This is a genomic window from Pseudomonas sp. PSPC3-2 (genome assembly GCF_049897085.1).
GTDB classification, from domain to species: domain Bacteria; phylum Pseudomonadota; class Gammaproteobacteria; order Pseudomonadales; family Pseudomonadaceae; genus Aquipseudomonas; species Aquipseudomonas paraveronii.
This window is the reverse complement of record NZ_JAFCVO010000027.1, coordinates 38,925-51,779: the sequence shown is the minus strand read 5'-3', so window position 1 is coordinate 51,779 and position 12,855 is coordinate 38,925. Positions and strand designations below refer to the sequence as shown.

At 54.1% G+C, this 12,855-nt stretch carries 16 protein-coding genes and 1 pseudogene; 15 read left to right on the top strand and 2 right to left on the bottom strand.

The features are described 5' to 3' along the window. The 12 genes and pseudogenes from ACP7CJ_RS27640 to ACP7CJ_RS27585 form a co-directional block, all read left to right on the top strand. A pseudogene (locus tag ACP7CJ_RS27640) lies at positions 1–405 on the top strand (hypothetical protein); the annotation flags it as partial. Between the two features lie 59 nt (positions 406–464). Then, positions 465–893, top strand: a complete 429-nt coding sequence (locus ACP7CJ_RS27635) for a hypothetical protein (protein ID WP_426103048.1) — start codon at positions 465–467, stop codon at positions 891–893. A gap of 778 nt (positions 894–1,671) precedes the next feature. Next, the gene (locus tag ACP7CJ_RS27630) at positions 1,672–2,445 is read left to right on the top strand and encodes a hypothetical protein (protein WP_426103046.1); all 774 of its coding nucleotides are present in this window, start codon (positions 1,672–1,674) and stop codon (positions 2,443–2,445) included. Between the two features lie 887 nt (positions 2,446–3,332). Continuing rightward, entirely contained in the window at positions 3,333–3,620 is a 288-nt protein-coding gene (locus ACP7CJ_RS27625) for a hypothetical protein (protein ID WP_426103044.1), read from the top strand. A gap of 123 nt (positions 3,621–3,743) precedes the next feature. Then, positions 3,744–4,127, top strand: a complete 384-nt coding sequence (locus ACP7CJ_RS27620) for a hypothetical protein (RefSeq protein ID WP_426103042.1) — start codon at positions 3,744–3,746, stop codon at positions 4,125–4,127. Positions 4,128–4,445: 318 nt separating this feature from the next. After that, positions 4,446–4,799 (top strand): hypothetical protein, encoded by a 354-nt coding sequence (locus tag ACP7CJ_RS27615; RefSeq protein WP_426103040.1) that lies wholly within the window; start codon positions 4,446–4,448, stop codon positions 4,797–4,799. Between the two features lie 389 nt (positions 4,800–5,188). Further along, on the top strand, positions 5,189–5,365 hold the full coding sequence (locus ACP7CJ_RS27610) for a hypothetical protein (protein WP_426103038.1): 177 nt from the start codon (positions 5,189–5,191) through the stop codon (positions 5,363–5,365). A gap of 198 nt (positions 5,366–5,563) precedes the next feature. Further along, a complete protein-coding gene (locus ACP7CJ_RS27605) occupies positions 5,564–5,935 on the top strand; it encodes a hypothetical protein (RefSeq protein WP_426103036.1) in 372 nt (123 codons plus the stop codon). A gap of 98 nt (positions 5,936–6,033) precedes the next feature. After that, positions 6,034–6,327, top strand: a complete 294-nt coding sequence (locus ACP7CJ_RS27600; protein ID WP_426103034.1) for a hypothetical protein — start codon at positions 6,034–6,036, stop codon at positions 6,325–6,327. 36 nt (positions 6,328–6,363) lie between these two features. Continuing rightward, positions 6,364–6,678, top strand: a complete 315-nt coding sequence (locus ACP7CJ_RS27595) for a hypothetical protein (RefSeq protein ID WP_426103032.1) — start codon at positions 6,364–6,366, stop codon at positions 6,676–6,678. A 226-nt stretch (positions 6,679–6,904) separates the two neighbouring features. Further along, the gene (locus ACP7CJ_RS27590) at positions 6,905–7,168 is read left to right on the top strand and encodes a hypothetical protein (RefSeq protein WP_426103030.1); all 264 of its coding nucleotides are present in this window, start codon (positions 6,905–6,907) and stop codon (positions 7,166–7,168) included. After that, entirely contained in the window at positions 7,165–8,319 is a 1,155-nt protein-coding gene (locus tag ACP7CJ_RS27585; RefSeq protein WP_426103028.1) for a zeta toxin family protein, read from the top strand. The genes ACP7CJ_RS27590 and ACP7CJ_RS27585 overlap by 4 nt, the downstream gene beginning before the upstream one ends. A gap of 25 nt (positions 8,320–8,344) precedes the next feature. Here the strand turns inward: ACP7CJ_RS27585 and ACP7CJ_RS27580 are convergent, their stop codons facing one another. Together ACP7CJ_RS27580 and ACP7CJ_RS27575 are read right to left on the bottom strand one after the other, a co-directional pair. After that, positions 8,345–9,304: a tyrosine-type recombinase/integrase gene (locus ACP7CJ_RS27580; RefSeq protein ID WP_426103026.1), complete on the bottom strand. Its 960-nt coding sequence runs from the start codon at positions 9,302–9,304 to the stop codon at positions 8,345–8,347. After that, positions 9,289–9,798: a GNAT family N-acetyltransferase gene (locus tag ACP7CJ_RS27575; protein ID WP_426103024.1), complete on the bottom strand. Its 510-nt coding sequence runs from the start codon at positions 9,796–9,798 to the stop codon at positions 9,289–9,291. Before ACP7CJ_RS27575 ends, ACP7CJ_RS27580 begins: the two co-directional genes overlap by 16 nt. A gap of 757 nt (positions 9,799–10,555) precedes the next feature. On the opposite strand from ACP7CJ_RS27575, the gene ACP7CJ_RS27570 reads away from it, so the two are divergent. The 3 genes from ACP7CJ_RS27570 (at position 10,556) to ACP7CJ_RS27560 (ending at position 12,676) form a co-directional block, all read left to right on the top strand. After that, positions 10,556–11,212, top strand: a complete 657-nt coding sequence (locus ACP7CJ_RS27570) for an AAA family ATPase (RefSeq protein ID WP_426103022.1) — start codon at positions 10,556–10,558, stop codon at positions 11,210–11,212. Between the two features lie 66 nt (positions 11,213–11,278). Next, positions 11,279–11,536: a ribbon-helix-helix protein, CopG family gene (locus tag ACP7CJ_RS27565; protein WP_426103020.1), complete on the top strand. Its 258-nt coding sequence runs from the start codon at positions 11,279–11,281 to the stop codon at positions 11,534–11,536. A 720-nt stretch (positions 11,537–12,256) separates the two neighbouring features. Beyond that, positions 12,257–12,676: a hypothetical protein gene (locus ACP7CJ_RS27560; protein ID WP_426103018.1), complete on the top strand. Its 420-nt coding sequence runs from the start codon at positions 12,257–12,259 to the stop codon at positions 12,674–12,676. Positions 12,677–12,855: the final 179 nt, after the last annotated feature.

Genomic DNA, 12,855 nt, shown 5'->3' with positions numbered 1-12,855 from the left:
GAAGCCGCGTCACTGGGTTTGAGACCGATCCCTGCGCCGGCTGCACCAGGTGTTGAGCCGGTTGCGGATTCGCCCCGGGTTGAATCGCCGGCGCCGCTGAATTTCACGCACAACGGTGAAGCCGCGTCACTGGGTTTGAGTTCGATCCCTGCGCCGGCTGCACCAGGTGTTGAGCCGGTTGCGGATTCGCTCCGGGTTGAATCACCGGCGCCGCTGAATTTCACGCACAACGGCGAAGCAGTATCCCTCGGTCTGAACCCTGTTGCTCCGACTGTGCCGGCACAAGAACCAGAGAAAGGCCTTCTTGGGTTGAAGGCAAAAGTAGAGCGTGAAGCAGTAGCGCCTGCGGTTGAGATCCACACCGTAACGGAGCTTGAAGAAGATTTCGGCCCCGAGATGGTTTAAGCACGGCCGTGCCTCCCCCCTTGGGGGGAGGTTTCCGATTATGTGAAGGAGCATCGAGCGTGAAAAAAGAAGACCAGCAGGTGCGTAAAGCGCTGGCCGAGGCCGGTTACAAAGTATGGCCAGCGGGTAGTCGAGGGGAACTACTGGATACATTGGCGCAGATCCGCAAGGAAGATCCAGAGGCCAACGGGGATTTTATTGATCAACAGCGCCATATTCTGGACGAGGTTATGCATCTGGAAAATGTCGCTGAACTTGAGTTACTCAGGGCTCAGCACCCTTTTGTAAACGCGTGTCCAGAGTGCGGACACAAGCCAGATGTTGGACCTGGTTATAGCACCGAGAATGGCGTCGTCCTGGTGGTCTGCATGAACCACTCGGACGGCGCCGTTACACAGGGTGGCATCTCGCTGCTGGCGGCACTGGAGCGTTGGGATGCTGACGATTGGTTCCCACCAGGCGTTCCCCGCGAGCAATTTCCGCTGTAGGAACCATCTGCATAAAACCTGTAAATCCTGAAACTAAATCCCCGTAAACACGGCGCTTCATTGGAAGCGAGTTGCATGAATTTGCTTTTTCATGCAGCGCCGCTTAGGCTTGTCTCGTTATTACCACAACGATTCGAGGGGCGTGATGGCCGTGGATCTCTCAGCAATGCGCAAATTGTTCCAGGAAGGGGGCCTTAGGTCCGCCATGGTAGTTCCTGTTCCTATGCAGCTAAATGCGTGGGAGCTGATTGCCGTCTGTAAAGATGGATCGAAGGAACACATGACAATTGCCCGTTCGGATCGGCGTAAGGTCTACAAGAGTCTTAAGTCAGTGCATGCGGACGCAGCACGGGTTGGATTCACGCAGGTGATAATTCAGGTGGAGACAATGCAAGTGGCTTAACGGAATCGCAGAAACCAAAAAGCCCGGCTGGTAACCGGGCTTTTTGGAAAATCTAGAACAGGTCTTTCTCTTTCGACGGTGAAAACCTGCTCAACACATCAATTGGTGAGCTGATTATGGCTGGCACTGCGGGTTCTTGCAACCCGCAAAATGTCAACCGAATTAGCTTGCCGCCGAATGGCGTATAAAAATGGAATTCGTATTCGCAGCGGTTGTGCAACTTCAAAATTGCAACAGCCTGGCAATCCCAGCAGCCACAGCCTTCCCCTTGAGCGGTAATTGCTACCGTTGGGGGGAGATGTAATGGCCAAGCTAAAAGTTGTTCGACTAGACCCCTCTAATCCTCACTCCGCCCTACGGCGTCCTGCGCGGCCTATGCCGCCGTCCTACGCTGCGGCCCGGCATTTGACCGAGCAACAGCTGAAAAACCCCCTGATTCGCTCCGCTTACGAGCGCCTGAGCAATATGGTTCAAAACCGCGGCCGTTATCTGCGTCGATTGGATCGTGTGAATGGCGATCGCCGCACCCGTATCGAGAAGTTCGTTGCGATCGAGAAGGCCGCTGAGCAGATGCTGGTACGCCTTGATTTGGCCACCGGCGTTTTGGGGTTCCTCGATGAGGACAAAGGTCGTTTTGTCCTCAATACGCAGCGCCGTATTGCTGAAGACTCGCCAATTTCTGCGCCAGTATTGTGCCGCCTGTTCCAGACGCTCGATGCGGCCGGATATGTGTACCGCCGCATCGAGCGCGTGCGTCTCGATGAAAAGGATGAGCATGGCCTCCACCTGGTGCGTACCCGTGTACTGATCCGCTTCACGAAACTGTTCTGGAAAGACCTTGGACTGTTGCATGTGTTTGAGCGAGTGCAGAACTCCGCTCGAAAACGCCGTCAGGTTCAGTTGAACGTTATCGGTCAGCGCCGGCTTTCTGACATGGAGACTTTCTCTAAGGACGCATTACGGCGCGAGATTTCGCGTGCCCGTTGGGTGGCCAAGGAAGAGCGTGAGCGTGGTGATAGCGTCCCTGACAAGACGCAGGCACCGCAGCAGCCGAATGGCGGGCCTTCAAGGCCGCGAGCGGTGAAGGTGGACGCGGTATCAGACTCATTGAGTCGACTGCTGGCCAACGTTGCCAAGGCGTCGAAATAACCGCCCTAATCCCCTCTATTTCTCAGTTCCCGTATCCGCTCACGCGGAGGCTTTGTCGCGCCTGCGATTTGTGCGGCTTGCTGTCGCGAGCGCTGGCCATGTCCAGCACGACTCCCAAAGCGAGATTTCCCCGAGCGGGCAGGCGGTATTCCACTGATTGCTCCGGGCGGCGCCTGTGGTTTAGGAATAAATGGAATTTTATACCCCACTCAGTATCCCCCCTACGGGAAAAACAGTGACTTTCGAGGTGCAAACACCTCTTTGATAGTGCCCGTGCAAAGTCGTGCCTACGGCACGGCACGGTACACAACATGGGGCCAAGCCCCAAACCCCGGCAGAGGCCTGCGGCCCCTGCACCCGCAGCAAATAAAACAAACCCTACTATCGCGTTACAGCCTGTCTAAAGCGGCCCAGGGCGGTAAAGCTGCCCTGCCCTGGCCTACGGCCACCCTGCGGGCGCTAAGACCCGGATTAATCGCCCCAGGACGGCAAGCCGCCCTGCGCCGATACCGGGTGCGTGTGCGCACAGGCAGATTCAAAATATGCGAACCGTAAAGGACGTCATGTGCCTTCAATGAAGGCATGCATTTTGAGATCTCGGCGAGGAGCTATATCTGTGGCGACACGTCACCAGATTGTACCGGCAAGCCGGTATCAAGCAGGGTTCGTCCCATAGCGGTAGGCGGTCACTGGCGGCGAAGGTGCTGGCTGCAACCGGCGACGTTGAAACGGTGCAGACAACGACGAGCATGCGTGCCTTGACCATAGCCGTACTTGAGCGTTGACCAGGTTGTTATCCGGCATGCATTTGAGATTGCGCTTGGAGCGTGACACGGCACATGGCCACGTCTAGAATTGGTGCGTTAATAGCACCCATGAGCAGCCGAATGACTGATGTTGTGAGTTATCCCAAGGGCGATCTGCGGCGCATGCTCTCTGTGCTTGCTGCAATCGACTCAATTCCCGACGCCACGCTGGTAAAAGTGGTGGCCAAAACCGGGCTCGACAAGAAGACAGTCACCAACCTGATAACCCAAGCAGGCGAACAGGCCGGGGTCAAAATCATCAAATCGGGGCCCGTATATTCCCTAGAAAACTGGGGGCCAATAATTAAGCGATCAGGTGCAAAATTGGTTTTGACAGGTGCGTTAAACGCACCTAATATACCCTTATAATCACTTATATGGGAAATCGCTAGTAGCAATGCTCAGCAACACCCGAAGCCCTGGCCTAAGAAACCGGGGCCGAGGACGTAGAAGGATGCTGTTCTGGCGTCCGTGTTTAAAGGGAATTTACCAATGTTCAAGAAAGTTTTCGTTATTGCTGCTTTGTTTGTTGCTGTATCTGGTTGTGCGCAAATTGCGAAAGTAAGCGCGCCACTCGATTACACAACTGGTGTGAACGTCAGTGCTGCTCAAATGGCGACATTCACTGATAAAAAAACCACGAAAAACGATGTTATTGGCGTTCTTGGGCAGCCGGGTAACAAGTCTGAGGTGGCTGGCACTGAAATCTGGAGCTACGGGTATACCTTTATCCCTGGAGTCCCGTTCACCAGCAAAAAAAACGTCAGCGAAACCACTGTATTTGAGTTCGACAAACGAGGCGTACTATCCAAACATTATAAAACCGCAGCCAATACTCAAAACACCAATCCCTTGCTAAATGCTGCTGGCCTGTAACGGAAAGTCAAAATGACGAATCAGATTGCTCAAAAACTCGTTGTTGACGCCTCCCAGGAAAGCACACAGGCAGCGTTCATGGAATCCCTGACCGTAGGTCACTGCGGATCGTACCTGAGTGTTCAAGAACCAGATGCGGGCTCTCGCCGGATGCAGATGCTCGCCAAGACACCAGCAAAGCGCGGTTACACAAAGCCAACGCCATGGCCTTCTAAATAGGGAAATGCGGCGGGTGTGGCAGCTTGCGCGTCCTGCAAGATAAACCGGAGCAGCTTGTTATCGACGCGGTAACCAACATTTACAGATACGGAATTATCCATGAATGATATGAATGAACTAGCTGAGTTACTCGAAAACAGATATCAGGGCCGTGTAACCAACCAGGACCTGAAACGCATTGTTTTCTTGCGTGAGCGTGCATTCTGGCTGGGCACTTTTTGGGTCCTTATCAAAATTGTTCTAGGCCTTGCAGCAATATGTGCTTTAGCTGTGTTTGCCCTGCGTTATTTCGTTGCCGACTTGCAATGGCCGTGGCTTACATGGCAGTACGCAGGATTGGCCGGCGCCGCTCTTGCCTTTGGGATTTGGTGCATGGGATTCGTCACCAGGCGGCGACTCTTTCTGCAGCAAATGAAGGACGCCGATTTACGCGTCCGCTTAAGAGAAAACTGAACTTCGCCATCATCTTCACAGCGCGTCGAGCTGACCCTGGCCAACAGTCGGTAAGTTGAAGGAAATTCGCTGTACCAACAAGCCCGCCGCCGTGCGGGCTAAGTCCGTAGGAGAGGCGCGGTTATAGCGTCCGCATTTGGAGAAAAGTGAGCATGGCAAAAGTGCAGTCGAAAGCTATCTGGATTTGGGTGTTTATCCTCTGGACCGTGTTGGTCTACGCAGGCTACGTCTATGGGCCCGGCGAGCGCCCTGAAAGCCCCCTCATCGTCGGTTTGGCGGTGTGGCTTGGTCCTGTTGCATTGTGCTGGTGGCTTAGACTTTTACTAAATAGGTCGGAACGGTAGGAAAACGCCGCTTTGGCCTACAGGATCGAGCAGGAGAACGCGGTAATGGCAGGTTCTGATTACATCGAAATCGAGTTCACAAAGAAGCAGGCAATCTGCGCGGCGGTGGTTTTCGTCATCTTCGCGGGCCTTGTCCTCTACAGCACATGGCTCAATGGTTACACCCAAGCAACAGTTGACGGCACCGAGGCTATCGCAAGCTGTATCCGCCTGCGGTCATAGGAAAACGGGCATGACACCCAAAAAAATGTTGTACACCACCCTCGCCGGCTCTGCGTTGTTCGTCGCTGCGTTCGTGGTTGGCTTTCCTATGTACCTGGAACACCGGACGTACACGACAGATCACCCGGTTATCAAAATACAGAAGCCGGTAACGTTTAACAGGGCACTTTCAGCCCTCAGGATCGAGCAGGAAAACACATGAAGTCCAAATTTTTGTTTTTACTTTTCACTGTCGCTGTTGGGGTTCAGGCAGAGATAAAGCCAGGCACACCAGATGCAGCCCAAGCGATGGCCCTTCCGTATCTGACCAATCGGTTCATCGCGGTAGCCCCAGCAGAAGTTAAAGGCGACGAAGCCACGGTGAAGGCGCTGTTCATGGGACAGGAATGCACACTCAATATGGTTCGCGCTCCAATTTCGCAGAACGAGTACGGTTGGTCGGTTTATGGATCAGTTTGCGGAGCAAGAACCGCTGCTGAGCAAGAAAAGTGGATGGAAGACTTCAATACCGGCAGTACGTCAAACCATGCACCGGGCGTGAAATTAATCACCCCAAGCACAAACAACTGAATCCACGGAAAAGTTGCTGTACCACCAAGCCCGCCGCCGTGCGGGCTTTGGCAGTACCAGGACGAGGTTTTGGCGTCCACAAAGCGAAGGATTTAGATATGAATTTACGCGCAGTGATCAGCGCTCTTAGAGCCTTCAAAACTAAGGATGTCAAAGCCGACGAATTTACCCTTCCAAGCCGTGTGCTGCAAAACGCTTGGCGGGACATGCTGCATCGTATTGATAGTGCTGATACGTCCGAATCTTTGGCCTCAAGCGTGAATGTTGCTCTTGGTTGGATTGAAGCATTGAGGCAAGCAAAGGTTGTCGATTTTGATAAAGCCAGCGTTCTGCATGAAGTGCGGGACATGGCATTTCAGCGGGTGTTGCTGCGTATCAAAGCCGATGCTTGAGTTGCCAAACAGATACGAATGGATAGGAAAATCATGATGACTGAAGAAGATATGCGCCAGGCTTTGTTTGGATCGGTTGGGCCTACTGAGAAGTCAACGGTTCCACAGATCCAGCCGCATGCCATCGTCGTCGCGCATTCGACAGTAGCCTGCAAGCGGAAGGGGGCCAAACCGTTTGCACCAAAGCTGCAGGTCACGTTGCGTGTCGGTCACGAATTCGAAGGGAAAAGCGAGTTGTTCACCTACGAGGCCGACACGTTAAGTACGCTTCAGGCTGAACTGGACGCAACGAAGATGGCACGGAAGAAATACAGGTTCATTGAGGTCGTTTCGGTCGAGCCTGCGAAGTAGAGATAAATCGGCTACCGCGCCCATGGGCTTGGTTGCTGCCGTCAGCCTGGGCTACGAGGCACCATGTCCATCACCAGCTCTACGAACAACGGAATCGCGGCCGTAGCCCTGAGCCCGTGCGCGCCGAGGCCGTCGACGTTGATCCGACCCGCCTTGGCACACCGCTAAATCTGATATACTGGAGGCAAGAAGTACCAATAGCTCCGATTCGATACAGGGGGTTGTCATGGCTCAATCGCTATTTGAAGAAATTGGTCTCGATAGGGTTTCTGAGATCATGGCTGCTGCCACTGCGAAAGCTGCGAAGAAGGCTGATCAGCTCGGCTTGCCCCATGCCGAAGAAATCAATGGGAAATGGGGGTTCCGTTTTCCTGATGGGTCTTCGAAACCCTTCATCACAAAGAACGACGTCCGGGAAGCTGAGGCGCAGATCGTGATTCCTAAAGCTGTACCGGCCTCAAAAGACAAGGTAGTCAAACGACACGTATGACTCAGGAAAATACCTTGATCGGACCTCGCGCTATCGTCTTCGCAGGCCCGAACGGCTCAGGGAAGAGCACTTTAATTGGCGGTTTTCAGGCTGCTCAAAGCCTTCCCGATGTCTATATCAACGCTGACGATATTGCCCGGACGGAGTTCGGCAACATTTCCGACCCGAGGCAAAGAAACCTCTTTGCCGCGCAAACCGCTGAAACTCGGCGCAGGGATGCTCTTGCCAGTGGTGCATCCTTTGCCTTTGAGACAGTCATGTCCACACCAGGACGTGTCGCCTTGCTTGATGAAGCCCGGGCACGCGGATATCAGGTTGAGCTGGCGTTTGTGGCCACTCGGGACCCTCATATCAACATCGCCCGGGTGGCTGCGCGAGTCGCGCAAAACGGCCACAACGTAGATCCTCAGAAAATCATCGAGCGGTACCATCGGACCCTTGCCCTGCTGCCGTCAGCTATGGACTTGAGTGACTACGCCTACATATTCGACAACAGCGACCACAACAGCGGCGCAACACCGGTACCGCCCGTTCAACTTGGGTTTAAAAAGAACGGAGTGATCGAGCGTGTACCGCTGGATGGCGTTAGCTGGTTCGATGAAAAGGTTCTCCCTGTTTGTAATGATCGCCTCATGGAAAGATCGCTGATTGAGGGCGTTCTGCTGCCTGGCATTGGCAATTTTCAGTCATACGCAGGCACCGTCGAACTGAGTTCTACCAATTTCGTTTGGCTCCGTCATGACGACAGAACGCTGACCATTCATGACCGTGCGTTGATCGCGACTCAGCCTTTCAAAGAAGGTGACCGGGTTGCAATTTCCTACCAATACGGCGCGGATGGAAAGGCTGTCCAGGTCAAGGCCGGGAATGCGCCTAAAACCTCATCGGTGCGTGAGCGTTTCAGTAATTTGGTTTCGGATACTCGTACCGCCCTTGAGTCAGCCGCTTTACAGCTGCGTGTAGAAAAGCCTGGGAACTTGACCCAAGAGCCTGCCCGAGAAAAAACGCTCAAGGGGCAGGAAAGTGCCTCGCCATTGGCACAAGCAAACCCTGAATCACCCCGCAATGAGCCGTCTCGGGAAGGCGATAGTCCCCGGGTTATCCAACCTGAGCCAGGTCATGAGCCTGACGAGCCAGGGATGGACACTTAAATACCAGCTCCACACCCAACGCTATTCAGTATTTCACTTTGTAAGTCGGTGAATCCTCCGGCCGCTGCCCGCGCCGATCGTACAGGCGGGTGGTGCTGATATTGGCGTGGCCCAACCACTCCTGCACCTTGGCGATATCGGCATCATGCTCCAGGGCATTGGTCGCGGCCGTAGCGCGCAATCCATGCACGCCTAGCCCGTCGACATCGATGCCCACTGCATGCGCCCATTGCGCGACTACGGTGTAGATCCCGTTACCCGTAACGGCGCCGCCGGTGGTGCGACCGCGAATCGAGCGAAACAGCGGGCCGTTGCCTGGCTCGCGTTTATTGTCCCGTTCCAGGTACGCATGGATGCGTTCAGCCGCGACCGGGTGCAGCGGCAAATAGCGCGTCTTGCCGCCCTTCCCTTTCACCTGCAGGTGTTTTATCCCTCGGCGCTCCTGCAGGTCGCCGGTCATCAACTTGGCGGCTTCTTCGCGGCGTAGGCCGTGGTACAGCAGCACGGCCAAAATGGCGCGATCGCGCACACCTTTCAACGTCCAGCCATCCGGCGCTGTCAGCAATAATTTAGCCTGGTCGTCGCCGAGGGCCGGTGTCTTGCCTTCATTGGTTTCAACCCGGGGCCGTTTGACGCCATGCACGGGATTACCGCCTGCCACAGCATTGTTCTCCAGGAGGTGATCAAACAGGCTGGCCAGCGCCGCCAGTTTGCGCCGGATGGTGGCCCCGGCCAGGCCTCGTGTCTCGAGCTGGGCGCGCCAGGCCAACACGTGTGCGCGGGTGACCGCGCGGAATTCATCGGCGCCGATGATCCCGACAAAGCCGCAGAAGTCCTCCAGGTCGTTTTGGTAGGCGCGTCGGGTGCGCGGGTTATCGATATTGGCGAACCATTCGACCGCTGCCGGCACGCTGGCGAGCTGCTGGAACTCAATGGCACTCAAGCGGCGTTCGCCGTCCTCGATGCGGATCAATCCTTTGGACATATGCCGTACTCCGCTTCCATTCGGGCTTTGATGGCGGGCCATTCCGGTGATGCTTTCAGTTCGCGAATCTGCCGCTGGTGATCGGGTTCAGGCACCAGGTGCTGCCAGCGTTGCTGTTCCAGTCCCATTTGCTCGTCGCCGCGCAGTTCGTCCTCGATCACAGCGCCGGCCGCTGCAAAGCGGCGGCGCGCACGGTCCCAGAACCCATCGGATGAGGTGTACTGGGACAGCGGCACGATCGGCACCTGGTGCGTGCGCCACAGATGCCACAGCACGCCGAGGCCGACGCCTTGGCGCTGATGCGCCGGATCAATGTCGAGCATGTTGATGTACACGCGATCGAGCAGCGGATTGAGGCCGTAATCGACATGGCCGACTCGATGGCCATCGACCTCGATTTCGTCCAGGTAATCGATCCCGGGAAACACAAAATTGCCCCGGGGCGATTCTTGCCGGCGATTCACCAGGTGAACGCGTGCTGCACCTTCAATCATGGTTTTTGCCTCCCGTCTATGGAAAGTGCGTCGAATCGAGGCAAAAAGTGCCATGCGCCCTACCCGTCTAATAAGTGGTGATAACGTATTTTATCACCACTTTAGAGGATCGCGAGCGGAACGGTGGGATTTGTCGGTAAGTGACCAGTAAGCGCACTTTGTTCGCGATAAGAGCAAAGGCGGGTTAATCAGTATTGGAGTCGTTTTTGAGGCCGGTGTCAGCCAGATCGATCAGGGCGGGTCTACCAGGTGAAGGCTTTTTGCGAGGGGTGATCTCGGCCGGAGTGACCGAGGCAATTATCGGGAGTTGGAGGGATCGAGGTGCCGCGACGGTCATGCGGTCGCCGCTAGAGGAAGTGCTGTCATGTCGATGCCGAAGGCGCGCGTAAAAGCCAGTAGGGTTTCCAGCGTGGGGTTACCGTCCACACCCAGCCTAAAGCGCCAAGGGGGGAGATCGCGTGGTCAGGATTTATTAGTCCATCATAAGGAATCTCTAAAGATACCTTATGGATATCCTTTAGATATTTAAAAGGTATTTATATGATGTTTATGACCTGCCGCACCTCGTAGCATTTAGCGGGCCTGCGGTCTTCACCTCCACGGAGAAGCGCCCTCCCCTATCCGGCTTTAGAGACGCAGCACTCACAAAAAATGGAACGCTCTAGAGGGGGGTATGATTAAGCATTCACTGTGATTGACATAGGATATTAATAAGATATCCTTTTCATACCTAAACGACGTTTCAAGGATGCTCTGTATGTCAATTACTGTTGTTGCGAATACCAAAGGTGGCGTTGGCAAATCGACAACCGCCGTGCAGCTGTCAGTAGGAGGGGCTAAGCAAGGTAAAGATGTGCTGTTGGTGAACGCTGACCGACAGTCATCCTCGTCAAACGCGATAAATCGCCGGGATCTTGCTGGCCTAACCCCTAGCGTGACCCTGGTAGCGTATCCAGATGGTGAGCAGCTTCGGACCCAGGTGTTGCGTCAGGTTGATAAATACGACGAAATCATTATCGACGTAGGGGGGCGCGACAGTTCCGCCTTGAGGCACGCAATGATGATCGCGGACGTAATGATTGTCCCTATTGCCCCAGGAAATTTCGAACTTGATGCGCTGGAGGACGAGCTGGTTCCTCTAATTGATGAGATTCAAGCTGTGCGCGCGGATAACCCGCTGCCTGTCTACGCCTATTTGAATATGGCAGAGCCCAAGAAATTCTCGAGTGATAACCTCGCCACACGCAGGTCCATCGCGAACTTCCCCCAATTCAAGCTCCTCGACCTGAATGTCACGAAGCGAAAGTCCATCGCTACAGCATCCACGCTTGGTATGGCGGTCGCGGAAATGAAGCCCCGTGACCCTAAAGCTGTAAGCGAAATCAACGCGCTGCTAAAAGCGTTGTTTGGTTAACGTGCGTGTTTATGGGTATCATTAGGATATCCAAAGAGTATCTATTGAGTATTTAGGTAATATCCTATGGCTATCATTGAACGAGCAAAAAGAACTGCCAGCGCCAACCCCGAGGCGACCATTGCAGCATCAAAGGCAGCAGCTACCGCACCTGACGCGGTGCCCAGGATAAAGAAGCTGCGCGGCAAGCGTGAAATGTTCCAGGTTGGTTTTGAGCCTGAGTTGCTTGCTGAGCTGGACGCAGAGCGAGAGCGTCTTGGGGGAATATCCCGGCCGGCATTATTGAAAATTGCGCTAAGGCGCCTACTCGACTCAAAAATTTGATGCCTTTAAATATCTATAGGGTATCCAATGGATATCCTATAGATATTATTTAAGGTGTCTTTTGGTGTCTTTTGGCTGGACAAGTAATCACCATTCCCTCCCGTCGCAATCCCCCCTACATCCCCCTCCATCTCCCCATCAAATCTCGCGTTCATGCCTCTTATGCGCCTATGCAGCCATTTTATGAATGGATATCCTTTGGGTATTCTTTGGGTGTCATAGGTATATTCCTGAAATATCCTTTTAATATCTAAAATAGGCGAATTTAGCCTAAATATATCTTGTCAGTGTAGGCGAATTTCGCCTACAATAGATCCTGTTGGTGGCATGCAGAGAGCCACTCGACTCTTGAGGGGGCTAGTCATGCCGCTGACGGAGAACGAGATGAGACTTTCAGATGTAGCGACTATCCGGACGAATTACCCAGAGGCACATTTTTGGTTAGTTCGGAGAGGGTCAGAGGATCGATGTGGTGCGCCAGTTCGGGAGTTCAACCCTGAACATATAGGCATACGGATCGACCGATTTGACCTTCTGTTGCCGGACTACCTTTTCTACGTCCTGGTTCACTTTCATCAGGCCGGATACTGGAAGGCGGTAGTCACGGGAACTCTTAGTTTGGTCAACATCCGTGTTTCAGACGTTCGACGTATCGAGCTGTCACCACGGTAGGGCAGGGGGCGAAAGCCCCTGGTTCTTTCCATTACAAGGAGCTGCAGCATGCGTATCGAATTACCGGATATAGCAGCACAACTGGAAATGGTTTTTCAGTCAGGTACGAAGGCAGCGATTGATCAACTGAACGCCAATATACAGGCGCCGAGATTGCCGCCACAGCGTGAGATCGACGAGGGAAAGTATTCGCGTAAACACCTGCTGCGCGAATCCGAAGGCTGGGAGGCTCCACACCCGGACATAGTTGGGGCGTACTTCCGGCATTTTCAGTTGAATTTTGTTGAGTTCAACACGGATAAAAAACTCGCTGCGCTACTAGGGTTGCGAGGGGCGTCAACTGATCGCCGTATTAGAAGTTTCAAAGATGGGGGGACACCGGTTCCTTATGGGATTTGGCGCCGTTTTCTGGTGCTGACCGGTAGGGTTCCACAGGATGTGATACCCGTACTAGCTTTCATGGGGTAAAGAATGCCGGGGCATGGCTGCAACCATCCCCAGCGGGAACACAATAAACCGGTTAGGTGATAATTATGCTCGGGACTGAATATACCACGAATCACAGCGCTCCTTGGTCCTCGCTGTGGGTTATGGAGCTTCGCTTGGTAGATCTAACTAAGGAAATTCATCGCAGTTCATTGCTTGAG